The organism is Paenibacillus barcinonensis, assembly GCF_003217495.1.
Taxonomy (GTDB): Bacteria; Bacillota; Bacilli; order Paenibacillales; family Paenibacillaceae; genus Paenibacillus; species Paenibacillus barcinonensis.
This window is the reverse complement of the sequence record NZ_QJSW01000009.1, coordinates 74393-99003: the sequence shown is the minus strand read 5'-3', so window position 1 is coordinate 99003 and position 24611 is coordinate 74393. Positions and strand designations below refer to the sequence as shown.

Sequence of the window (24611 nt, the reverse complement as noted above, 5' to 3'; positions counted from 1 at the left end):
TACAAGTGTTAGGGCCATACATTACGCTGACAAAATAATCAAGGGCAAGGATCACACCCACAAAGAAGAGAGGTTTGTGTTCATGTTCGAAGAATTAAATGCATTTGCAACGGTTGTGGAGCAGTCCAGTCTGAACCGCGCTTCCAAGTTGCTAAATTTGTCACAGCCCGCACTATCCCGTAAAATCTCCAAACTGGAGGATGAACTGGGGGTGTCCCTCTTTCACCGCCGGGGCAAACGGCTGGAATTAACGAGCGTAGGTCAGGTCGCATACACCTTTGCCGTCGAGCAGAAGCAGCAACAGCAGAAATTTCTCACCATGCTGTCTCAATATAAAGATGAAGAACAGAGCATTATTACACTTGGCGCCAGCCTCACGACACTTCAGACCACTTTGCCTCCGCTGGTGAACGCTTTTATGGAGAAGCATCCCCATGCAGAATTGAAGCTGCTGACAGGCAAAACGCATGAGATTGTTTCTTTTGTACGTGATAAAAAAGCCGATGTTGGCATCGTCGCCTCCTCCATCAGTGAAGCAGGACTTAACTGTGTGCCACTGTTTGATGATCATCTGGAGCTGGTCGTGCCGCTGACACACCCACTGGCAGGCAAAGAGGCCGGCATGGAGCACCTGCAGGATCTGCCGATGATTACGTTCTCCAAAGGGACATGGTACCGCAAGCTGACAGATGACCTGTTTCAGCGCTGTACCGTTATGCCTGACATTCGCATGGAGATCGACTCCTTTGAGGCGATTATCCGCCTGCTCCCCACCTGTAAAGCCGCTGCCCTGCTGCCCAAATCCTATCTTCGTCCGCAGCTTCTGGCTGACAATGATCTGGCTACTGTGCATTTGCCGCAGCTCAAGCAGACCCGAAGAACAACCTGCATGATTTACGGGGAAAAAGAAGACCTCAGCGAAACCTCCAGACAATGGGTCCGGGAGACCGCTGCATTTTTTACCACAAAGGCGCCATTGCCCTCACGGAGAACAACAGCGCCTTGATGTTGCAAGGAGATTGCATGGGGGATAATAGATCCCCCTGTCAGGTCAGCTCTCCTCGCTGATAACCTCCTGCTCAAACCGGTCGATGTCATCATTATTACCAATGATGACCATTATATCCCCCATTTGCAATGAATCCATCGCTGTTGGGGCAATGATAACGCCAGCCTCCTTTTGCAGAGCTACAATGCTGCAGTTAAAGCGTACGCGGGCATTGAGGGTGGAGAGTGTTTTATTGTGCAGACACGCTGGCACCTTCATCTCCACAATGCTGTAATCATTGGATAATTCGATGTAATCCAGCAGGTTGGGTGTCACCAGCTGATGAGCGACACGGATACCCATATCCCGTTCAGGGTATACAACGCGGTCGATGCCCAGCTTGTCGAGGGCGCGTCCGTGAAGAACAGAGATGGCTTTGGCTACCACCGTTTTGACACCCAGCTCTTTGAGCAGGATGGCGGTCAGGATACTCGTCTGGATATCGTCGCCAATGGCAACGATGCCGCAGTCGAAATTGCGAATACCCAGCGAGCGCAGCACTTCTTCATCGGTGGCATCTGCCACGACAGTGTGAGTGAGCAGATCACTCATGTCTTCGACAAGCTCTTCATTTTTATCAATACCAAGCACCTCGTAACCGAGTTCCATTAACTCCTGCGCCAGACTGGAGCCAAAGCGCCCAAGCCCGATCACCGCAAACTGCTGTTTTTTCATTGCTCTTCACGAACCCCTCTATCCAAATAATCATCAACCAATATAAGCATTAACCTATAATCATCTTGCCTTCTGGATACCTGTACAGTTCTTTTTTGTTTTTCTGCCCCAGTGCATACGCCAGCGTTATCGGTCCAAGCCGTCCTGCAAACATCGTAAAACAGATCATCAGTTTGCCAAAGGTCGTCAGCTTCAGGGTCAGCCCGAGAGAAAGTCCTACAGTACCGAAAGCGGATGTCGTCTCAAATAAAATCATCAAAAAGTTACTATCCTCTGTTGTGCTTAGCACCATCGTGACCGTGATGATAAATAACAGTGCCAGTAATGTAATGGTGAGGGCCTTGAAGATACGTTCCTGTACAAGTCGATATCGAAAAAACACGATGTCTTCCCGTCCGCGCATCATGGCAATGACGGCCCCGGCCATAATCAGAAATGTAGTTGTTTTGATGCCTCCCCCGGTTGATCCCGGAGACGCACCGATAAACATCAGAATAATCATGAAAAATTGCGTGGCCTGTCGCAAACCGGCAATGTCCACCGTATTGGCTCCGGCGGTGCGCGGTGTTACTGACTGGAAGAACGAGCCGAGTATTTTCCCGCCCCAGTTCAAACCGCCCAATGTTCGCGGATTGCTGAATTCAAATACGAAGATAACCAGCGCTCCAAACACGATCAACACAGTTGTCATCAGCAGAACCACTTTGGAATGCAGCGACAGCTTTTTTGTTCTACGATAATCCACCAGATCAGACAGCACCACAAAGCCAATGCCCCCGGAAACAATCAGAAACATAGCAGTAAAATTAACAAATGGATCATAGACATACCCGGTCAGACTGCGAAAATCACCAAACATGTCGAACCCAGCATTGTTAAACATTGAGATGGCATGCCAGTATCCATAATAAATCGCCCGACCAAGCGGCATATCAAACGACCAGCGCAGAGCAAACAAGGTGCCACAGATCGCCTCCAGTATTAGCGAGTAGATGACGACCTTGCGGATCAGGCGCACAATGCCCTCCATCGTGCTCTGATTCATCGCCTCCTGCAAAATCAACCGCTCTTTGAGTGATATTTTCCGTTTGAATGCAATCGCCACCAGTGTAGACATCGTCATGAAGCCGAGACCGCCAATCTGAATCAGCACAGCAATGATTACCTGGCCCAGCACTGAAAAATAGGTTCCTGTATCAACAACGACCAGTCCTGTCACACAAACAGCTGATGTTGCCGTAAAGAGCGCATCTATAAATGCCAGGCTTTCCCCGTTGCGACTGGAGGCCGGCAACATTAGCAACAACGTGCCAAGGATAATAATGCTGGCAAACCCCAACACCAGTATACGGGGCGGTGATAATCGCATCCATTGAATATTCGCTTTCACTTCAGTATCAACCACCTCTGCTTAAATGAAAAATAAATAGAACTCCATTCGCTGAAGCACATGTATGAATGATAAACGAGCAACATATCATTTGAATTGGTACATATCATCTGTATATCCCGTTCGTTCCAGATGATACAATTCATTCTGTATTGTTCTATTCGTTCCCTTGTTTGACCCGAGACATGCGAATGATTCCATATTGCTTCAAAATTATACGCGCTACGGTCCATGCAGACAAAACGATTTTTGTGTAAATAACATCGAATTTGACCAAAACGGCAAAAACATGCATATCGGGACAGCTGAATCAAAGTGTTTCGATCATTTTCATTCATTTTCAAAGTTTTGCACCCGTTTTCGTTACGTCATTGGCATTGAGCACGTCCCCTGTGCTATCTTTACATTAATATGGAATTGGATAAAGGAGGAACTTGCTTTTATGAATCCCTTAGGGCAGCCTTTGCAGTCTAAGGCTAACTTTATGCGTTTGGGGTTGCTTGCGGTGATTGGCCTGATTTTATTTTTTGTCTTTCAGATCTTTCCTGCAACTTCATCCCAAACGACAGAAATATCATCTACAGCCTACATCAGTAAGGAGCAAGCAGTGCAGTCGGCACGATCATTCGCAGCTTCGGTGGATGACTATACGCTCCCAAGCAACGCCAATAAACCTCTTGTAACCTATCAGACCCATTCTGATATATATGGATACATGGCGAAAACCAAGCAGCTCGACACCTACAACAAGCAGTGGGAAAAAGAATATCCTTATGATGTGTATCGCGTGCGCCTGCCGGATCAGGACAAAGGCGGGTACCTTAACGTTGACGTACATATGAAAACAGGTAAGGTTGTCGCATTCAAGCATGTGCTGCCTTCCTCCCTGTATACAGCCGTTGAATCCCAACAAGAGCAGGGCCTACCGAGCACCTCTGAATCGGCGGCAGAAGGCCATATGCCTTTGAACGAGAAGGAAACGTTAGCCGCTGGAATCCTGAAAGATTTCGGTTATAATGTGCCCGCGCTTCAGCTGGATACACGCGATGGTGAACCCGGTCTGAAGTACACAGATACGACTAAAACCATCGGAGATTCCAGGCTGGAGCTGAAATTTACATTTGAAAATGGTGCCGTGCGTTCCTTCGATCCCGGATTCTCGGTGCCGAAGACACATACGAGTTATGTGAAGGACCAGACCAAACTGGCGAACTGGTTAACCTATGGTGGTTACGCATTTCTGACGTTTGTGCTCGGGGTGCTTGCCATCATCTACAGCATTCTGGCTCGTGCGAACACCTCGTTCAAACGAGGGATCGTGCTGTCACTGGTGTACTTCGCAGCTTCAGTGATCGGTACACTGAACATGCTGCCGCTGCTTCAGGCACAGGGACTTTCCAATTTCATGCTGGCATTCCTCCTGCTCATTCAAACAGGGGTTACAATCGTAATGAGTGCTACCATCTATATGTCCCTTGTGGCAGGGGATGGTATGTGGCGTAAAATCGGCTTAAATCCGTGGCCACGCGCCAAAGAGCAGGGTTATGGCAAATATGTGCTCCATAGCATGTATACCGGGTATCTGTGGGCTTTCATTCTACTGGGTGTACAATCGGTGCTGTTCTTTATTCTGGAGCGAAGCATAGGCACGTGGTCCACAACATCGGCCGATCAATCGACCTATAACATGACGTATGCCTGGATTTTCCCGATTATGGCCTGGATGGCCGGTATCGGTGAAGAGGCGGTATATCGCTTGTTCGGAATACGTATGATGCAAAAGGTGGTGCGCAACACGTTTATCGCCTGCTTGATTCCTACGATTATATGGGCACTGGGACATACGCTGTACCCGATCTACCCTGTCATGACACGCCCGATCGAGCTGACCGTTATCGGCTTGCTGTTCAGCCTGATTATGCTGCGTCACGGGTTCATTGCAGTTGTGTTCGCTCACGTTATCTTCGATAGTCTGTTGATGGGACTTAGCCTGATTTTCATGGGAGATGCACTAAACATGGGTGCTGGCCTCTTCTGGATCATACTTCCAGCCATCGTAGGATATGTGATCTATCGTTTCAATCCCAAACAAAAAGAGAAGCCGTATGTTACGACTCCTCATCACGAAGTGCTGCAATAATCTGATTTGCCAGCTTGTCACCAATAGATAGAGGCCGGAAGTCTTCGACGCTGGCCTCTTTAATTTTGCGTAACGAGCCAAAGTGCTTCAGCAGCAACTTACGCCGCTTCTCTCCAATGCCTGGAATGGCATCCAGCCTGGACGTAACCATAGATTTGCCACGCTGCTCGCGGTGAAACGAAATGGCAAACCGGTGAACCTCCTCCTGAATCCGCTGCAGCAGATAGAACTCCTGGCTATCCCGAGGCAAGGCGATAACCTCTGGTGGGTTGCCAATCATCAGCTGAGACGTTTTGTGTTTGGCATCCTTCACCAATCCGCAGACTGGAATAAACAATCCCAGCTCGTTTTCAAGCACATCCACTGCGGCCGAAATTTGCCCTTTACCCCCATCGACCACAATGAGATCAGGCTGGGTCAGGTTCTCCTTGAGCACCCGCTCATAGCGGCGGCGAATGACTTCCCTCATCGTTTCATAATCATCCGGGCCTTCAACAGAACGCACTTTATACTTACGATATTCCTTCTTGTCCGGCTTGCCATCCGTAAATACAATCATGGCCGACACCGGGTTGGTTCCCTGAATGTTCGAGTTATCAAATGCTTCAATTCGGCGTAGCTGCTCCAGACCGATCCAGCGTCCCAAACCTTCGGATGCTTTCGAGGTACGCTCCTCGTTGCGCTCAATCAGACGGAATTTCTCTTCAAGCGCAACTCGCGCATTGTCGAGCGCCATCGTAATCATCTGGCGTTTCAACCCGCGCTGCGGAATGTACACCTTAATCTCCAGCCATTCCTGAAGGGCAGCCGCCATCTGGGACGGGTCCTCCTGCTCGGATGGCAGCTTGGCATTAGCGGCTTCGGTTTCGGCTTCGGTATGCCGCTCATCGGCAGCATCACTCTTTGCTGCCTCTGCCGTACTCGCCTCGTAGGCCGCCCGAGTTTCGGCAACGAGCGGCTCAATCACCACTGCAGGATCGGCTTCTAACGGCTCTTCCTCCTGCGTGGATTCGGTTGTTACCGCAGCCTGCCCATGCTCAGGTTCATGAATATCGTGCAAATGTGCCTCATCGGTAACATGCTCGCCAATGAGAAGCTCCTTCGGCATCTCTGGCAGCAAAATCTCCTGCGGCAAGGCCGGGTTGTCACTATAATACTGTGTAACATAGGACATGAAATCGCTGTAGGCTTCACCGTAAAACGGGAAGGTGGATACGTGACGTTCAATCATTTTTCCCTGACGCATATATAGAATCTGGACACACATCCAGCCCTTATCAATTGCAAATCCAAAGACGTCGCGGTCTCTGGCATCCGCCATTGTAATTTTCTGTTTTTCCATAATTGCATCAATCGCAATTACCTGATCACGCAGCTCTTTGGCACGTTCGAAGTACAAATCTTCGGCAGCCTCCTGCATTTTACGCTGCAAATCCTTTTTGATCTCTTCATGTCCGCCGCTCAGGAATGATCCGATCTCCTGTGAGATCTCATCATACTGCTCTTTGCCAATCTCCTTCACGCAAGGAGCCAGACACTGGCCCATGTGGTAATACAGGCAAACTTCCTTCGGCATCACACCACATTTGCGCAGCGGATACATGCGGTCGAGCAATTTTTTTGTTTGATGTGCCGCATACGAATTGGGGTAAGGACCGAAGTATTTGGCTTTATCTTTCAGCACACGGCGGGTGACTTCGAGCCGCGGATGCTTTTCATTTGTGATTTTGAGATAGGGAAAGGTCTTGTCGTCTTTGAGCAGCACGTTATAACGCGGCATATGCTTCTTGATCAGGTTGCATTCCAGAATGAGTGCTTCCATATTGCTGCCTGTCACGATGTACTCGAAATCACGAATTTCGGAAACAAGGCGCTGCGTTTTTCCGTTATGGCTGCCAATAAAATAAGAGCGTACACGGTTTTTGAGCACTTTAGCTTTACCAACGTAAATGATCGTACCTTCGCTGTTCTTCATCAGGTAACAGCCCGGCATATCCGGCAGCAGTGCGAGCTTGTGACGAATCTGCTCCAATGCCTGCTCCTGCTCTTCTAACCTCTGCATATATGGGTCCATAATTCGGTGGGTCCTCCCTTCCGAAAAAATGAAGCCTTCACCTTACATGTTCCACTCCGATGACAGAATGAGCTTCCGATATAGCTTCCTTTCAGAAAGCTTTTAGCTCCGCTTCTCCAGCTCCTTTCTGTCCTCTCCGTTAATCATGTAAATTTCCAGTTTCATTTCATAATCATTTGTATAATTTTATATCATACTACATTACTTATATTGTCCTGCATACTGCTATTCGACGCAAAACGCCCCCGGTATTGTAAACCGGAGGCGATGTGTCAGCCTACACCTGATGGGTGCTTGTTGATAACTGATTAATGTTTATTGATGTTTTTCGATAATGCCTTTGAGCGCATCCTTCGAGTTCAGACCAACCACTTTATCTACTGGTTGACCATCTTTGAAGAAGATCAACGTTGGAATGCTCATTACGCCGAAGCGGGAAGCAGATTCCGGATTTTCATCTACGTTGACTTTCGCAATTTTAACGGAATCACCAACTTCTGCAGACAGCTCTTCCAGAATAGGTGCGAGCATTTTGCAAGGACCACACCAAGGCGCCCAGAAATCAACCAGAACCGTTCCTTCTCCTTCGACTTCCGTGTTAAAGGATTGATCGGATACATTAACAATAGCCATGAAATTGTCCTCCTTATATATACTTACGGTTTTATTTTAACCTGTAACGTCGTGAACGACACTTCCAGTATAACACATGTGCGTTAAACTTGTGAAATGAACGACTAATGTTCATCTTCCCAACATGAAATCTTCACAATTACAGGTGTAACACGCCTTTTTCAAAATCTTTACAAACGCTTTCTTTTCCAAGTATACTAAAATTACTCCGGGTTGCAGTCCTGTTTACAGGGCCAAGCTGTCAATCCTCATAAGGAGGCAATACGATGGACGCTAATATTCGGATGACCGACCCACGTGAGCATGTGAACGAGGAGCCCCGCAACGATCTATTCGATCTGATTATGGGCGTTGTCGGCATGGGTGGTCTGATGACTGTCATCTTCTTTGGTATGGTCATTTTCAAATTTCTGACCGAATAGGATGTACAGCGCAATTCAGGCAACCGAAAGCAGAAAAGCCCGGTTTTCGCATATAGCGAAAGCCAGGCTTTTTTGAGTGCACAGCTATTTTTGTCCAACCCGCTCAGCCTTTGCCTCGCTGGTTCTCGCCCCGCACCTGAATAACATCTACAAATGGACGAATCCGGTCCATCAGTCGCTGACCTTTATTCGTTTCCTCCCCATCCCGATTGGTGAAGCTCAGATGTTTCTCAAGCCCCTCCAGATTGTAGTTGGACGTGTAAAAGGTTGGCTTGCGATTCATTCTGTAGTTCAGAATGGAGCCCATAACATGATCCCGCACCCACGGATTGAGGTTCTCGGCACCGATATCATCAAAGATGAGCAGATCACAGCTTTTCAGAATATCCGTCATTTCCTTCAGCTTCTGTCCCTCGCTGATCATGGACTTCAAATCCTCGACAAAATCAGGCATATAGATGATGACACCCGTATGTCCCGCAACCGCGAGCTCGTGCAGCAGGTAACACATCAGAAACGTTTTGCCGGTTCCAAAAGAGCCTTCCAGATATAGCCCCTGCGTTGAAAGTCCATTCGCCTTCGTTTCACTGATGTAACGCAGCACACGGTTCACCGCTGGTGCACGCAGGCGATCCTTACCCATAATCTCCACATCATTATATCCCGCACTTAACGCGCGTTCGTCCACATAGAAGCTGCGAATCCGCTGCTTGATCATATGCTCGTTCTGACGGGCAATCTGCTTGGAGCAAGGTGCCTTGATATCTATAATTTCGGGTTTACCGTTGAAGTTCTCTACTTCCAGTTTGCAAAAATGACCCTGAAAATCGTTGGGACAGTTGTCCAATCCAGGACAATTCGCGCAGTTCTTCGAATCTTTGGCATACTGATAAAGCTTGCTCAGATCAGGCATGAGCTGTGCATCTTTCAGTTCGGGATGACCTGCGCGGAACTCGCGCACATACGGGTCCTCCAGCAAATCCGCCATTATTCGCCGCGACTGCTCACGAAAGGAAGGGTTCAGCTGCTGAAGCAGTCCTCCCAAGGATTCCATGGCTTCAAGCCCCCTTTGGTGGTTTAATACTGTTCATTCTATAGAAAAGCCACCAATAACTCAACTGATACAGCTGTAAAATTAAACGAAGCCTTACGCTTGGCGCAAACCCGCCGTTACAATCTCACAGGCTGATACGGGTATGCTCCACCCCTCACTTGCAAAAGATAACGGAGACGGATTTTTTTCATATGAACACGGCTGATGCTGTTCTCCCTCTTCCTCCAGAATGTTGCTCTGATAGGCTGCGGTAAACTTTTTAGGATTAGACTGTGTTGCAGCCAGCTTTATGGCTGTTTGTCCAGTGCCCATATTAAACCAGCGCAGCATGAGATCACCCGAATCTTCGTTAACTTTTAAGGAAGAAAAAGCAACGTCTTCCCCTTTCCAAGCGAGCAGTGTGCTGACAGGAGGAAGATATCCAGGGTGTGCTTCCGTTTGTACCAGCGTCCATGGCACCTGGAATTGGTAAGCCTCCTTGTATGCACCTGACCTGCTTCCATGGCCATCATGGGGAATCACCTGCATGTGGAACGTATGCGCTCCAAGACATTGTGCTTCCGGGGTTGGAAACAGCCCCCAATCCCCAAGCTCGCCTACGGCACGAAGCAGCGTAACCGCAATGGTATTGCGTCCATCCTGAAGCACTTCATATTCATTCAGACCGCGATTGGCAATAACGAGTCCAGCCTTGTCCTCACATACATCAACGAAGCTTTGCTGATGCTGTGTATTACTCGGATTCTGCCACTCGGGTGCAGGTGCGTTATCCCGTCTGGCAATTTCAAACATGGAGTCTGCATAATGCACATCAGTTTGCAGATCGGTCGGGAACAACATTCGAACTCGATGATCTCTGGCCTTGTTATCAAATGATGATTCGACCTCCACCCCTCTGCCGCTGTAGCTTAACGAAACGACCGTCCGTATGCGCATTGTCACCAGTTCCTGTGAACGCCGGGCCTGACGATGTGGATAATAGACCAGTTCACGCTGCTCCCGATCCAGCTGTTCATCCGCCGAGATCGGAATAGACCAATGATGAATGATCTCGAATGAAACCACATAGTCATTGCTTTGCAGGAGCCGGATAGCCGCCTTCAGCTCTTTGGTGGTCCTTGCCGTATCATGCTGCGGCTGTTTGAACATGTATTCATTGCCGATATCACCAACATTCTCATACATACCAAGATCACTGTACATCCGGCCTGTTTGTTTGTCGGTGACCGTGAATGAGCCATTGTCCGCAATCTGCACACGCAAATATTTATTTTCCATGCCACGTTCGCCGGTTAACACCAGAGAATTCTCAGGCTCCCTGTATGATTGTATAGGATCTGCATGATTATATCCTTGGTTCACTCCGTTGTTCTTCACAGCGGACACTTCAGGGGGACTGGCTGCTGCTTCGTCCGAGAGGGTCACATCCGTGAGTGCTGCAAGTGGAACCCAGGCATATGCCTTCCAGCCCAGTGCAGGCACACGCTGAGCCTCGAAGGTGACTCTGACCCGGCGACAGCTGTAAGGCTGACGAAAGCGATTATCCGGCAGGTCGTATCCAAATTGCAGACCCAGGTCCTCTACGGTGCAGGACACCTGCTCCCCTGAATCATCCACCAGCACTCGTCCAGACAGATCAACGCGGGTCATACGCTCGGCCATCTCTTCCAGCGAGAAGCCTTCACGGAAATACAGACGCGCGGCATCCAATTCAAGGTGCACTATCCCGCTTCGTTCCCAGCCTGTTGTATTAAATACGACTAATGGACGCACTTCTTCGCCATATGAATCGAAAATGGACGTGTCCACTACACTCGTTATTTGTCCCGTACTTTCCTCAATCATCGCTTCCGCTGTATGACGGCTTTTCTCGAAACGGGTGACCATCTCGCGATGCACTTCATCCACACTGCACCCACAAATGCTGTCGTGCGGATGATTCTGCATCAGCGTTTTCCATGCATACGTCAGCTGATCATGTGGATATGCATGGCCGAGCAGATGAGCAATCGCTGCGAGTGGTTCGGCTACCTTCTCAAGCAGCACCTGGCCATGCTGGTTCATCTGTTTCAGGTATACACGGGCTGAAGCTGTATTCACCAGCGTACCCCAGCCATCCGTCCGCTGGCTGCGCAGCTCACCTCTGATCGTAGACAGCTCCTGTGTGCACGAGGCTCTAAGGGCATGCAAATATTCTGGAAAGTTGGAGTGTACAAACTCTACCTCAGGGAACAGCTGCTCCGCTGTGCGGATTGCTTGTGGCAGGTCTCGCTGGATCGGCTGATGATCACAGCCGTTCATAAACAGCAATTCCGAAGTGGAGGCGTACTTCTCGGCATCCGCCAGTTTCTTTTCCCAAAATGCCTGTGCCGCAGCTTTGTCTGCCGGAACCTCATTGCCATTGGAATACCAGTTGGCAAACAGCACACCTAGCACCTTCGAGCCATCCGGCCCCTCCCAGATTAGCTCGGAATAGCTGGATTCGTACCCGTCATCCGACACCGTGTTATTAAAACCGGTAGGCTTGACACCTCGCCCAAAGAACACATTGTCTATACCGGATTGCAGCATCAACTGCGGGGTCTGTCCTACCAGACCAAAGGTGTCGGGAAAATAACCGATTTTCGCCGGAGTACCGTAACGCTTCGCATCGCGGTGACCTACCTGCATATTACGCACATTGGCTTCGCCGCTTGTCAGGAACGCATCCTGCAAAATGTACCATGGACCAATGACGATACGCCCGCTTCGAATATACTTCTCCAGCCGCTGCTTCTGCTCGGGACGAACCTGAAGATAATCCTCAATGATAATGGTCTGTCCATCCAGATAAAAGCTATGGTAATCCGGTCTCTTATCAAGCTGATCCAGCAGTGAATCCACCAGCTTCACCAGACGCATATGATGCTTCTCATACGGCAAATACCATTCCCTGTCCCAATGTGTGTGGGAGATAATATGTGCTCTTTTGGTTTTCGTTCCGGTTTCGCCCTTACCTGATGCTGGAATTGTTGTTCGTTGGGTCATGGTGTCATCCCCCCTCGTTCATCTTGTTGTGCATTCTCTACTTCTATTTCTACTTCGTCCGGGCGATATACCGCATGCAGCTTGCCTGAGACATCTGTCGCAAACAGCACCGAGCGATTGCTCTGGAGTTCAAAGGAATACGCTGTGCCTGTGCGTTGATCTCTAATTTGTACCTTCTGATGCCAGCCATATTCCGATACGAAAATATACAAGCTTCCCTTTGGAAAATGAAGCTTCCGCCCATAAACTCCGGCATTGTCTCCACCGGATAACCATTCCAGCTCCTGCTCCACACCAGCTGCTTCTGCGGCATACCGATACAGCGCCGCAAGCGGCTCATCCCGGCCATTCAATTCCAGCGGCAACGGGGTCCAGATCAATCGGCCTTTTCCCAGTGTTATGACGGTTAAGCCATCTGTCTCAGCACTTTCCGGTATCTGCGATGTATGGGCTGTACCGCCCACTTCAGGGTCAAAGGAAGCGGATGACTGAAGGCATCTGGAGGAAGCATCAGCCGGATATACTGGACTTTCCTTACTCACTTCGGCAATACGCCGTTTGCCATAAGTCACGCGATGGTTTACCCCGTTAATATGCAGCATCTCTTCACGCTGCACGTTAACCAGATTTCGTTTGCCGACCAGCATATCTGCTCTGCCGCTCGCTTTCCAGTATGCATCCAGTCCAAGCGGACCGGTAATCAGCAGACTTGCACCCTGCCGTTCCGTAAATTCAATCAGCCGCTGAAAGGCAGCCTCCTCGAGATTATGTGGACTGGGCACGATGATCAGCTTGGGCGGCTGCTGCTCCAGTGAATCCAGATGATACTCCGACAGTGCACGAAACGGAAGCTTCACCTCATAGGAGAGCACTCGCGTCAGCCTGGTTGTAGCTTCATATGCCAGCGAACGGTTGGAGAAATCATTAGAATACGGAAATACGACAGCAATCTGCTCCAGTTCCCTGTCTTCGAACAGATCTCGTGTCTCCTTCATAAAACGACCAAAATCATACGATACGTTCGCTTCCGGCTTCTCCGTACCATCTGCACGCAGCGCCCCGATATGGGATTCATTGGCGTTATCCATATAGTAGTTGGTATTCCAGATCCACTGCACCGCACCCGCACCGCCTGTCGCAAAAGCATAAGCATATTTGCGCTCCAGTATGCTGTGCAGTTCAGCCTCCGTGCGCTTGGCACGTCCATCTGGCGTTTCCACATACATAATCCCGGTTTCCTGAATCAAATTCGGCTTATACGGTGTTTTGGCAAAAATGCCATCCCACAGCAAATCATCATTCAGCCACCAGGAGTGTACAGTGGTATAATCCACTTCGCGCTCATAGAAAAACGGGGATGGACGCTGGGCACCCAGCGCTTCGTCCTGTCCAACAGTAACCAGATGATCAGGAACCAGATTTTTGATCGTACCCGCCAATTCGCGAACCCACACATTGTGCATCTCCATGGAAAACAGGCAATAATCCAGCCAGCGCGTGCCTTTTTTGGCTTTGTGCATATCCTGCACATCAAAATTAATCTCTTCCGGTTCGGGAATGACCGCCGCCGCGAAGTTCGGGAGCTGTGCCGGCGACATGTTCCATGCTTCCTGAAGCACTTCAATCGACGCATGACGCTGCTGAAGCCAGCTGACAAAAGCCTGCTGCTCATAGCTGTCTCTTGCCGAACGTGGACCGTTGGAGAAAATCCGAGCCGGATCAAACATCGACGGTTCATTAATGAGATCCCAATCCACATGAGTGCTGTGTATATGTCGGCTGACAATACTGCGAATGAATCGTTTTTGCGCCTCCACACTCTGCGGGTCCAGATAGGGATTACTGCCCTCCCAGGTCTCTGGTGTAAAAGAGAAGAACGTAAACGTTACCTGAAGCCCGTGCCGTTTTGCCGTCAAAAAGAACGCATCAATGGCACGAAGCACATCTTCCGCCATATGACCATCCACCTGCATCATATTGCGATACGCTGTCCAAATCCCGGTACGAATCCAGTTAATCCCGGCCTTCGCCATCTGCGCCATATCCCGGTCCCACACATCGGCGTTGGGCAGGAACAAAAACTTGCGCGCGACATCCGAGGTCATGTACGTCATGCCTACAACGGGCAACGGGCGCCCCTCTTTGATAAAATAATCCCTGCTGCGGGTGATTACTTCCCCTGCTGCAAGCCATGCCGCATCCTGCCCCCAGAACCCTTGCCGCAGAATACGAATCTCGCCGCCTGGCCCCTCTGCCCGGCATACAATTCGGTACAGTCCTGACTTCACAGGCTCCGGCATTGCCAAACGAACAATCTGCTGCTCTCCCGAAATCTGTATCTCCAGCTTGTGACTCCACACAGGCTCCATGCTGTCACGGAGACGATTTTCCCGTTCAATGTTGAATTCAAACGTCCATTTTTCCGCTGTGCTGCGTCTATAGCCTGTCCGCGTCAATATTTGCCCCTGCAGGGTCAGCACTGCCTGTTCCCCCGGTTCATAGGCTGCATAGTTCGGTTTTAGCGACAGCTCGGTTACGCCCTGAGCGCAGAATTCGCCCCATTTTGCAATCTCGGCCGCACCGTTTTGTGTCCAGAAGAACGGTGTTAACGACAAATTAACAAATAACCAGCGGGAACCGCCAAAGGTGCCGCGCGAGTTCTCCCAGAGAACAATAGGAGCGGTGGTGCTTCGCCCATCCTTGTTGATGCCTTTCAGCATCGCATGAATCTGTGTGCTCATTGGACCGGCTGAGCCCATCTGGTGAGGCAGGTCACTTGCCCTGGTCGTATGAGGCACCAGATTCCATGTATCCGCAGCCTCAAAAAGCGTTTCTGTGCCTGCAAATAACGGAATGCATTCGGAGGAAACATAGGACTGCACATCCACCGAGGATACGCTGAGCATTTCATGAATATACAGTTCCTGATGATAGGCCGTCTGCTCTGACTCAACGCTCCATCCCTCTCCGGCTGCACGTACGGGTCGTTTGAAGGGAGCGCCACCGATACTGAGCAGGCCGCCCCCCTGATGCAAATAATCTAAAATGGCTGTCCACGCCGGTTTCGGAAAATAAGGGGCATGCAGACTGATGAGGCATCCCTCGCCTCCAGCCTCCTGCAATGCAGCAGACAATCCGTCTGCGTCCGTCATCAGAATATTCTCCATAGACTTCCAGACTTCCAAGTTCTGACTTGAGGGACGCTGCCCTTCGATGGGAAAGATAGGATCATAGAACAGAATCAGCTTACTCTCTTGCGCCGCAACCATACTCATAACAGGCCATCCTTCATCGCCTTGTAGACCAGTTGGGAGAACAAGCTGTTCGACCAGGCGAACCATTTTCGCGTAAACAGGGTGGGATCATCTGCATGAAAGCCTTCATGCATATAACCTGTGTCTGCATCGGTCGCTTCGAGCATACGAATGATCTCCAGCTTCTCCTCAGCCGATTGTGCAGTAAGGCCCTGCATCGACAAGCCCATATGCCAGATGTAATCCGGCGGCGTATGCGGGCTTCCGATTCCTTTGGCGGCCTTTCCCTCATAGTAGAACGGATTCTCCTTGCTCAGTGCAAAGCGGCGCGTATTTTGATAGATGGGATCATCCGCCGTTACATATCCCAGATAAGGAATCGACATCAGTCCCGGTGTACCTGCATCATCCATAAGACAATAGTTGCCATATCCGTCGGTCTCGTACGCATAGATCGGTCCAAATTCAGGGTGACGATAGATGCCGTATAGCTGAATGCCGTGATGCACATCCTGCTCCAGCTCTTTGAGCTCCCGCAGCAGCTCCATATCCCGGAACACCCACTCCGCAAACTCCTGCATCTGGCGCAATGCCACTACAGCAAACATATTGCCCGGAATGTTGTAGTGAAAATCACAGGCATCATCGCTGGAGCGGAAGCCCGACCAGATCATCCCCGTATAATTGACAGGCATGCCCATGCCATGATTGCGCAGCGAATCGGTTGCGATCCCGTTATTGCGGGTGAAGCGGTACGGCGACTGCTCCTGATGATGCTGTTCGACCTTGAACAAATTCACGATGATACGCATCGCTGCCTTGAAGCTGTGATCAAAAATATCAGTCAATTCGGTTTCTTTCCAGTATAAGTAGGCCAGCCGGATCACAAAGCAGAGCGAGTCAAGCTCGAATTTGCGCTCCCATACCCAAGGGGACATCTCGGTTTCATCTGTTGTATTCCAGTGCCAGTCGTTCGCATTTTCGTTGAACGCATTGGCATACGGGTCAATATGCACATACTGAATATGTCGTTTAATTAATCCGCCAATGATTCGTTGCAGCTCTTCATCCTCTCTGGCGAACGGAATATAATGAACAACTTGCTCTACGGAGTCTCTTAGCCAAGAGGCCGGGATATCCCCCGTAATGACAAAGGTAGTACCATCCTGCATAAGCTTGGTGGTCGTCTCAAGAGTATTGGGGAAGCAGTTTTTAAATAATTGAAGCAGCTTGGGCCGATGAACCAGCTTCTCTTCTGCCTCAGCAAGCACAGCCTTAATGGATCGTGGTAAAGGGACTGGCGGCATCGGTATTTTGGGTAAACGGAATTGTTCCATAGATAAGTGCACTCCTTAAACTGGTTTGATGGGATATGTTTCCGAAGCATTGTGACAAGGTTTACCGTAGTAATACGGTCTGAATCTGGTAGGGTCTGAAGAACAGAGTAAACTCGCCGCCGTTGCTGCCAAGCAGCTCGCCCTCATCCTCCAGTGCATTAGAGTGATACGCCTGTTCGAAGGCATGCGGCCACTTCAAGGTTATGCGTTCACGTTTACCTGAAGACTCATAGAAACGAAGCACAGTCCCCTGACCATCTTCTGCCCGCTTGACTGTATCCAGAATGACATGCTCACTGTCGAAGGTGATCCATGCTCCTGTAGCTGGAAGCGAGCGGGTGAGAGCACACTCGTTCTCGCCTTCGTTTGATCGCCATCGTGGAATGTCATGTTTCTGCTGGATGATCTCCTGCACAAGCCCTTCATGATTCAGTTCCGCTGCATGCCGTACCGTGTGCGCCTCTCGCCAGTCGCCATTGTGCGGGTACAGGGAATATGTGAATTCATGTTCTCCCTGATCAGCCGTGCGGTCAGGCCATTTGGAGGCACGCAGCAAAGATAAGCGAATGGTGCTTCCCTGCACGTCATATCCATATTTGCAATCGTTAAGCAAGCTTACGCCGTAGCCGTGTTCGGAAACGTCTGCAAACCGATGCCCACAGACTTCATACTGGGCCTGCTCCCAGCTCGTATTGCGATGTGTCACACGTTCCAGAGCACCAAACGGAATTTCGTAGGTCGCTTTGGTGGTCACTACATCTATTGGAAAACCGACCTTCAGCAGCTTGTGATGCTCATGCCAGTCCACATGCGTCTTGAAGTCAATCCGTCGTGAATCATGATAAAAAATGATATCCTGTGTAAGCTCCGATTGATGAAGCTGCCAGCGGAAACGCAGAACATCCTTCGTCCTTCCTGCAAGCACCAGGCTTTTCTCCAGAAGCTGAACTTCACCGGCAGTCTGTTGCTCGTAACGATCGTCGATGTCCCATGCATCCCACAGCGTCGGACGGTCGTGAAAAAAGTGAAACTGATTGCCTGGCTCATCCGGCTTTAATACATCTCGCTCCGAGGTTTTATCCCATATTCGAGTCATTTCCCCTCGTTCGTTAAACTGCACATGATAATATGCGGTATCCCACGTATCATTGAAAATGGGCGCACTCTCTAGGCTTGCAATGGCAGCTGCTGGATGAGGTTCAGGCATCAGCCAGATCGTCCTGTATCCGAAGGCGGGAATGTCCTTCACAAGAATAGACCAGCCATCTCCTTCAGGGTCCACCAGCAAGTGTTGACCTGTTTCATCCACGGCATAGCAAGCAGACTCGCCCCTCGCAGGAATGTGGATCACCGCACTGCGTTTCCAGCCCAAGCTGTTCAGAACCATGTACATGGACGAATCTTCCGCGCCCTGTATCTGCACCTGTTCAGCCAGGCGGGCAGCACTCTGTTCCAACACGAACCTGCCCTGCTGGAACACATCCTCATACTCCTTGCTGGAGGTGATATACGACTCGGTGATGGCAGACCCTGGAATAATATCGTGGAATTGATTCAGCAGAATCAGCTTCCAGCCTGCATGAAGCGCATGATGCAGCTCGGATTGAGTCTCGGCCTTCATCCCAGGGTGAGCAAGTGTGCTCCAGAGCTCGGCTTCACGATACAACACCTCCGCTTTCCGATTGCTTCGCTTGTTGCGCGCGTGGGTAGTATATGTGCCCCGATGCAGCTCCAGATACAGATCTCCGTGCCACTTGGGCAGTTGCGGCTGTGCTGCTTCAATTCGGGCAAAGAAGGCTCCTGCTGTGCTGTATCGACTCTCGGGCTGTCCAACCATCAGCTCGGAACGGTCGATATACTCCAGCATTTCGCGAGTTACTCCGCCGCCTCCGTCTCCATGTCCGTAGAGCAGCATCTGCTCGGGATGGGTTGCCTTCTGACGGTAAGACTGCCAGTGATCATTGATATCCTTGGGCAGCGTATGCTCATTCACACCATGATTGAGATAAGACAGCATTGAGGTACCGTCGATGCCTACCCAGTGAAACAGATCATACGGGAATACATTTGTATCATTCCATCCCAGCTTCGTTGTCATAAAATAATCCACATTGCCATGCTTCAGAATCTGAGGAAGCGATGCGCAATAGCCAAATGTGTCGGGAAGCCATTCAATCCGGGAGACTATGCCGAATTCTTCCCTATAGAAGCGCTGACCGTATAACATCTGCCGAATCAGGGACTCCCCGCTCGGAATGTTCAGATCCGGTTCAACCCACATGCCGCCAACGAGTTCCCAGCGTCCTTCTGCAATACGCTTTTTTACCCGAGCGTACAGCTCAGGATCATTCTCCTTCAAAAAGGCATACAGCAGCGGCTGACTTTGGGAATACACATAATGCGGATACTCGTTCATCAGTGCGTCTACCGTAGAGAAGGTACGGCTCGTTTTACGAACCGTTTCCCGCACAGGCCATAGCCAGGCGATATCAATATGTGACTGGCCCACCATATGCTCGAGCCCTTCAGCATTACCGCCAATCTCGCGTGTACGCCTTTTCAAACGTTCCTCCAGCCGACGGATGTCCGCCTCCTGCCTGATCTCTTCCAAGCTCATGCCTGCGTATTGGTCCATCGCCTGATGGATCGCTTCCACCAATCTCACTTGCCTCAAGTCACTCTCTGGCAGCAATGCTGCTGCATCCCTGACCATCGTCACCGTATGCATCAGACTGCGCACAGCCTCGTTAGGTCTGACCAGCAAGCTCAGGATGGAGGTGATCGGCGGCTGAATGACCGCCTGTTGATTCAGCGGGTCCACAGGCTCCGGCACCGGATCAAATAATTCAATCTCTAATTGCGGACGAACACCCACGCTCGCTGGATCAAGTGTGACATACGTATGGTTGCGATCCAGTCCCTGATAAGAGTGACCATTCACACGTAACAACCCTTCTCCCCCGGAATTAAATATCAGTCCGTACGGCGCATGCTGCCACGAATTCGGAACCTCCAGCTCCGTTCTGAAAAAATAGGTATTCCCCTGTGTACTCGGAAAACGTTCAAAATCATGCCCTTCCGGGTAATGCCCATAATCCTCATATTCTCCCGGCATACTATAATAAGCGCGAGTAATGTCCCAGCTTCGAAGCTGCTGCTGCTCCAGCCACTGCTGCTCCGACAATTCCCGGATAAACCGCCTGATTCGTTCCATCAGTCAGGCCTCCTCTACCATCAGTTCAACCCACTGGGTATCATTCACATGACGTCCCACATGAAGACGGAATTGCCCCGGCTCCACTACCGCTTTCAGATCACGACCAATATATTGCAGCTGCTCTGCCCCGATCTGGAATGTTGCCGTGCGAGTTTCTCCAGGCTCCAGCCTGATTTTGGAAAATGCCTTCAATTCCTTGGCCGGACGTGTCAGCTGGCTGTTCACATCCGTAATATACAGCTGCACAACCTCTGCACCGCTGCAAGCACCTGTATTGGTTACCTCCACGGATACGGTCACGAATTCTTCCGGGGTCATGGATGCACGGTCAAGCCGGGGCACACTGTATTCAAACGTAGTGTAACTAAGCCCATATCCGAACACGTATTGCGGTTCCAGGTCCTCTTCAAGATACCGTTTGCCCCGTGATCGTTTCCCGTTGTAATAGACGGGCAGCTGACCGACATGCTTCGGAATGGAGATCGTTAACCGTCCCGACGGATTCACATCACCGAACAGTATATCTGCAATGGCATGCCCGCCCTCCTGACCCGGATACCAGGCCTCCAGAATGGCATCGGCATGCTCATCCACCCAAGGCTCTGCAATAGGACGTCCATTGATATAGACCACAATCAGCTTTTTGCCCAGCTTGTGAATTTCCTGCAGCAGTTCCAGCTGCACACCGGCAAGTCCCAGTGTCATCCGATCTATGCCCTCGCCACACTCCATGTCATTCCATGAATGATCGGATACGTTGGAGGCACCTGTTCTCAGATCAATCGTGCCTTCTCCAAAGTCACGGGCACTGGAGCCCCCCATCACCATAATGACCGTATCTGCCTGACATGCGGCTTCAATGGCTCGCTCGAAGCCTTCCTTCGAGTCACCTTTAATCCGGCAGCCCGGCGCATACAGAATTTGCTCTTGCTCAGCATGAGTCTGGTTTCCGCCTACAATGTCCCCATGCCCATCGCTTGCAAAGTCAGCCAGCTTCCTGCGGATGCCGTCCAGCACTGTAACCACCTTCACCCTCGGCTGTGGAGAGGTATAATCGCCAAGCTGATTATAGGCATGATCAGCATTGGGGCCAATGACAGCAATACGCCCTGCAGCGGGTATCGACAACGGCAGGCAAGCTGCTTCATTTTTAAGCAAAATTACACCTTCTCCAGCCAATTGGCGTGCCAGCTCCTTATGCTGCCTGCTGCCGATTACTTCTGCCGCCCGTTCTGCCTCCACATATGGCCGCTCGAACAGTCCCAGCCGGAACTTCAAGGCCAGCACACGGCGCACCGCCTGATCCAGCACCTCCATCCCCAGTCTGCCTTCCTCCACCGCCTGTACCAGATAACGAGAGAACATTACACCCGACATCTCCATATCAATGCCAGCCTGAATCGCCTGAACCGTTGCGTCCAGACCATCCACGGCAACATCATGCCCGCTGGCCAGCATGTCAATCGCTCCGCAATCTGTGATGATCAGACCGTCAAAGCCCCACTCTTGCCGCAAAACGCTGTCCAGTAGCTCCTCATTTACAGTGCATGGCGTGCCATCAATTTCGTTGTAGGCCGGCATGATAGACGCTGCACCAGCTTGAACTGCTTTACGGAAAGGGTACAGATCCACTTCCAGCAGCTCGCGCCAGCCCATATGCACAGGCCCTGCATTACGTCCCCCCTCCGAGCTTCCATATCCAACAAAATGCTTCAGTGTAGCAGCTACCGTATCGGTAGAGTCAAGCCGCTCTCCCTGTAGCCCTTCTACCGATGCAGCGGCAAGCTCACCGATGAGATAGGGGTCTTCGCCAAAGCATTCCTCCGTACGTCCCCATCTGGGGTCCCTTACAACATCCAGCACAGGCGAATAGGTGACCGCTCCGCCTTGTGCCCTGGTTTCCCGCGCAACCGCCCGGCACATCGTCTTGTACAGTTCAACATTCCAGCTGCTGCCAAGCAGCAGGGGAACCGGAAAAACCGTTCCGTCTATCGCCATATGTCCATGCGAGCATTCCTCTCCAATCAGAATCGGAATGCCCAGTCTGGAATGCTCCACCGCATAACGCTGAATCAGGTTGACAGCCTCTGCTCCCTCCTTGGCAGACAAGCCATTCTCCAGAGTGACCCCGGTCCACGGATCCGCTCTCAGCGTACCGTATAACGCTCCCATGCCTCCCTCCTCCACCTGTGTCTTGAAGGCTTCGGTCAGCGTAATATGCCCCCGATCATTGCTGTATGCTTGCCAGCCGAAGGGCTGTGCAAGCTGTCCCGCCTTTTCCTCCGTGGTCATCAGGCTTAACAGATGCTCCACGCGTTCTGGGATGGATTTGCTTGTATCCTTATATATCATCATTGTGTAACTCTCCAATCCTGTAGAGGAATCCAATTATTCTTTGACCGCACCCACCGTAAGTCCCTGCACAAAATAACGCTGGAAGAACGGATATGCGAATATAATCGGCAGCGTTGCCAGCACAACCATCGCCATGCGGGACGTATCCTGCGGAATGGATTGCATAGCTGCCAGGCTCATGGAGCTGTTGGCTGAGTTCTGCTGAATGAATTGAATGCTCGACTCGATTCGCATCAGCATGGACTGCAGCGGTACCAGATTCGGATTATCAATGTATAACAGGGCATTAAACCAGTCGTTCCAATAGCCCAGCGTACTGAACAGACCGATGGTTGCCAGACCGGGAAGAGACAACGGAATGACGATTTTCAGAAACGTATAAAATTCTCCGGCACCATCAATTCTCGCGGATTCAATAATGGCATCCGGTACACTCGTCGAATAAAATGTACGCAGAATCATAATGTAGAAGGCATTCATCGCCAGCGGCAGAATCAAAGCCCAGATGGTATCCTTCATGCCTAGCAATTGGGATACAACCATATACGTCGGGATCATGCCTCCATTGAACAGCATCGTCAGAATGGCAAAGATGGAGAAAAATCTTCGATAACGAAAGCTCTTGCGAGAGATTGCATAGGCATAGAGTGACATCAGAATCAGGCTGATAATGGTACCCAGCACGGTGACAAGAATAGTCACCCCGTACGCTCGCAGCAGGGTATCCCCGCTTTGCCAGACAAACTGATAAGCCGCGAGGCTCCATTCCGCCGGGATCAGGCGATACCCGTCGCGAGCCAGCACCTTTTCGTCCGTAAAAGAGATAATGACGACAAAAATAAAGGGAAATACACAGATCAATGCAAACAATCCGGCAATGATATTCATAAACACGTTCCAGCCAGCGGATACGTGGTGGAAGTCACGTTTTTTGACAAGCCTAACTTGAGCCACAGAGGTTCGCTCCTTTCTCGTTATCCTAGAATAAGCTGCTGTCTTTATCTATTTTGCGAACTACATAGTTCGAGATGATGACGAGCACAAAACCTACAACCGATTGATACAAACCTGCTGCTGTGCTCATGCCGATCTCGCCGCTTGTTTTCAGACCCCGATAGACATACGTATCAATTACATTTGTAACGGAATACAGTGTCCCCGAATCTCTCGGCACTTGATAGAAAAGACCAAAGTCAGCATAGAAAATGCGGCCCACGGCCAGCAAGGTCATTATCGTAATGATGGGAGACAGCAGCGGTAAAGTAATGTTGCGAATCTGCTGCCATTTGCTCGCACCATCAATCATGGCGGCTTCATACAGCGACTTGTCGATGCCCAGAATAGAGGCAAGGTAGACGATGCTGTTGTATCCAATCGTTTTCCACAACGCAACAAAAATCAGAATGTATGGCCAATACTTGGCCTCCGAATACCACTGGATCGGTTCGAACCCGAACCACCCAATGATCTGATTCAGCATACCGCGATCCATGCTCAGGAAGCTGAATACAAAGTAACCGACGATAACCCAGGACAGAAAGTAAGGCAGAAACATCCCGGTTTGATACAGCTTGGCAAGACGCTTGTTAATCAGCTCGGAGAGCAGAATCGCGAGTCCAACGGCAAAAACCAGACCCAGAAAAATGATGGCAATGTTATAAAAAAGGGTATTGCGTGTAATCAGCCAGGCATCATTTGTACTGAAGAGAAATTTGAAGTTGTCCCAACCCACCCATTCACTCTTCATAAGACTGGCCCAGAAGCCTTCACGACTAAAGCGATACTGCTTAAAGGCAGCGACGGTGCCCACCAGCGGCAGATAAGAGAAGAAGAAAAACCAGATGGCACCGGGCAGCACCATGAGCAGCATGACTCGGTTTTTGATCAGATTTTTTAAAAATGTACTCATTGCGGATATCCTCCTTCAGGCTGTGAATGAAAAAGGATCGAACGCTACAAGCAGCCGCCCGATCCCATCTCTCGTA

At 50.4% G+C, this 24611-nt stretch carries 15 protein-coding genes; 3 read left to right on the top strand and 12 right to left on the bottom strand.

The annotated features are described in order from the left end of the window. Nucleotides 1-82 precede the first annotated feature (82 nt). Entirely contained in the window at nucleotides 83-1006 is a 924-nt protein-coding gene (locus tag DFQ00_RS15485) for a LysR family transcriptional regulator (protein ID WP_110897387.1), read from the top strand. A 45-nt stretch (nucleotides 1007-1051) separates the two neighbouring features. On the opposite strand, the gene DFQ00_RS15480 is transcribed toward DFQ00_RS15485, so the two are convergent. Together DFQ00_RS15480 and DFQ00_RS15475 are read right to left on the bottom strand one after the other, a co-directional pair. Then, nucleotides 1052-1723, bottom strand: coding sequence for a potassium channel family protein (locus DFQ00_RS15480; RefSeq protein WP_110897386.1), 672 nt, complete (start codon nucleotides 1721-1723; stop codon nucleotides 1052-1054). Between the two features lie 49 nt (nucleotides 1724-1772). Then, nucleotides 1773-3092: a TrkH family potassium uptake protein gene (locus DFQ00_RS15475; protein ID WP_425271030.1), complete on the bottom strand. Its 1320-nt coding sequence runs from the start codon at nucleotides 3090-3092 to the stop codon at nucleotides 1773-1775. 463 nt (nucleotides 3093-3555) lie between these two features. On the opposite strand from DFQ00_RS15475, the gene DFQ00_RS15470 reads away from it, so the two are divergent. Then, a complete protein-coding gene (locus DFQ00_RS15470) occupies nucleotides 3556-5253 on the top strand; it encodes a CPBP family intramembrane glutamic endopeptidase (protein ID WP_110897384.1) in 1698 nt (565 codons plus the stop codon). On the opposite strand, the gene uvrC is transcribed toward DFQ00_RS15470, so the two are convergent. Both uvrC and trxA read right to left on the bottom strand, forming a co-directional pair. Beyond that, nucleotides 5222-7327: an excinuclease ABC subunit UvrC gene (gene uvrC, locus DFQ00_RS15465; protein ID WP_110897383.1), complete on the bottom strand. Its 2106-nt coding sequence runs from the start codon at nucleotides 7325-7327 to the stop codon at nucleotides 5222-5224. The genes DFQ00_RS15470 and uvrC overlap by 32 nt on opposite strands. Nucleotides 7328-7642: 315 nt before the next feature. Continuing rightward, complete coding sequence (gene trxA / locus DFQ00_RS15460; protein WP_110897382.1) at nucleotides 7643-7960, bottom strand: thioredoxin; 318 nt, start codon at nucleotides 7958-7960, stop codon at nucleotides 7643-7645. Nucleotides 7961-8226: 266 nt separating this feature from the next. Between trxA and DFQ00_RS15455 the strand changes: the two genes are divergently transcribed. Continuing rightward, nucleotides 8227-8382 carry a YqzM family protein gene (locus DFQ00_RS15455; protein ID WP_110897381.1) on the top strand — a complete coding sequence of 52 codons (156 nt, stop codon included), beginning with the start codon at nucleotides 8227-8229 and terminating at the stop codon, nucleotides 8380-8382. A 103-nt stretch (nucleotides 8383-8485) separates the two neighbouring features. Here the strand turns inward: DFQ00_RS15455 and dnaI are convergent, their stop codons facing one another. The 8 genes from dnaI to DFQ00_RS15415 form a co-directional block, all read right to left on the bottom strand. After that, nucleotides 8486-9436, bottom strand: a complete 951-nt coding sequence (gene dnaI / locus DFQ00_RS15450) for a primosomal protein DnaI (RefSeq protein WP_110897380.1) — start codon at nucleotides 9434-9436, stop codon at nucleotides 8486-8488. Between the two features lie 93 nt (nucleotides 9437-9529). Beyond that, complete coding sequence (locus DFQ00_RS15445) at nucleotides 9530-12463, bottom strand: alpha-mannosidase (RefSeq protein ID WP_110897379.1); 2934 nt, start codon at nucleotides 12461-12463, stop codon at nucleotides 9530-9532. After that, nucleotides 12460-15738, bottom strand: coding sequence for a beta-galactosidase (locus tag DFQ00_RS15440; protein WP_244213857.1), 3279 nt, complete (start codon nucleotides 15736-15738; stop codon nucleotides 12460-12462). Before DFQ00_RS15440 ends, DFQ00_RS15445 begins: the two co-directional genes overlap by 4 nt. Further along, nucleotides 15735-17054, bottom strand: a complete 1320-nt coding sequence (locus DFQ00_RS15435) for a glycoside hydrolase family 125 protein (protein ID WP_110897476.1) — start codon at nucleotides 17052-17054, stop codon at nucleotides 15735-15737. Before DFQ00_RS15435 ends, DFQ00_RS15440 begins: the two co-directional genes overlap by 4 nt. A gap of 61 nt (nucleotides 17055-17115) precedes the next feature. Further along, on the bottom strand, nucleotides 17116-20268 hold the full coding sequence (locus tag DFQ00_RS15430) for an alpha-mannosidase (protein WP_110897377.1): 3153 nt from the start codon (nucleotides 20266-20268) through the stop codon (nucleotides 17116-17118). Nucleotides 20269-20271: 3 nt separating this feature from the next. Continuing rightward, a complete protein-coding gene (locus tag DFQ00_RS15425; protein WP_174812159.1) occupies nucleotides 20272-22626 on the bottom strand; it encodes a glycoside hydrolase family 3 N-terminal domain-containing protein in 2355 nt (784 codons plus the stop codon). Nucleotides 22627-22659: 33 nt separating this feature from the next. Further along, the gene (locus tag DFQ00_RS15420) at nucleotides 22660-23580 is read right to left on the bottom strand and encodes a carbohydrate ABC transporter permease (RefSeq protein ID WP_110897376.1); all 921 of its coding nucleotides are present in this window, start codon (nucleotides 23578-23580) and stop codon (nucleotides 22660-22662) included. Nucleotides 23581-23605: 25 nt separating this feature from the next. Further along, on the bottom strand, nucleotides 23606-24535 hold the full coding sequence (locus DFQ00_RS15415; protein WP_110897375.1) for an ABC transporter permease: 930 nt from the start codon (nucleotides 24533-24535) through the stop codon (nucleotides 23606-23608). Nucleotides 24536-24611: the final 76 nt, after the last annotated feature.

Bases quoted from the DNA above. Each gene is read 5' to 3' on its own strand.
- DFQ00_RS15425 (WP_174812159.1), bottom strand. From the start codon at position 22,626: ATGATGATATATAAGGATACAAGCAAATCCATCCCAGAACGCGTGGAG.
- DFQ00_RS15455 (WP_110897381.1), top strand. From the start codon at position 8,227: ATGGACGCTAATATTCGGATGACCGACCCACGTGAGCATGTGAACGAG.
- DFQ00_RS15430 (WP_110897377.1), bottom strand. From the start codon at position 20,268: ATGGAACGAATCAGGCGGTTTATCCGGGAATTGTCGGAGCAGCAGTGG.
- dnaI (WP_110897380.1), bottom strand. From the start codon at position 9,436: ATGGAATCCTTGGGAGGACTGCTTCAGCAGCTGAACCCTTCCTTTCGT.
- DFQ00_RS15485 (WP_110897387.1), top strand. From the start codon at position 83: ATGTTCGAAGAATTAAATGCATTTGCAACGGTTGTGGAGCAGTCCAGT.
- DFQ00_RS15480 (WP_110897386.1), bottom strand. From the start codon at position 1,723: ATGAAAAAACAGCAGTTTGCGGTGATCGGGCTTGGGCGCTTTGGCTCC.
- DFQ00_RS15435 (WP_110897476.1), bottom strand. From the start codon at position 17,054: ATGGAACAATTCCGTTTACCCAAAATACCGATGCCGCCAGTCCCTTTA.
- uvrC (WP_110897383.1), bottom strand. From the start codon at position 7,327: ATGGACCCATATATGCAGAGGTTAGAAGAGCAGGAGCAGGCATTGGAG.
- DFQ00_RS15470 (WP_110897384.1), top strand. From the start codon at position 3,556: ATGAATCCCTTAGGGCAGCCTTTGCAGTCTAAGGCTAACTTTATGCGT.
- DFQ00_RS15415 (WP_110897375.1), bottom strand. From the start codon at position 24,535: ATGAGTACATTTTTAAAAAATCTGATCAAAAACCGAGTCATGCTGCTC.
- trxA (WP_110897382.1), bottom strand. From the start codon at position 7,960: ATGGCTATTGTTAATGTATCCGATCAATCCTTTAACACGGAAGTCGAA.
- DFQ00_RS15445 (WP_110897379.1), bottom strand. From the start codon at position 12,463: ATGACCCAACGAACAACAATTCCAGCATCAGGTAAGGGCGAAACCGGA.
- DFQ00_RS15475 (WP_425271030.1), bottom strand. From the start codon at position 3,092: ATGCGATTATCACCGCCCCGTATACTGGTGTTGGGGTTTGCCAGCATT.
- DFQ00_RS15440 (WP_244213857.1), bottom strand. From the start codon at position 15,738: ATGAGTATGGTTGCGGCGCAAGAGAGTAAGCTGATTCTGTTCTATGAT.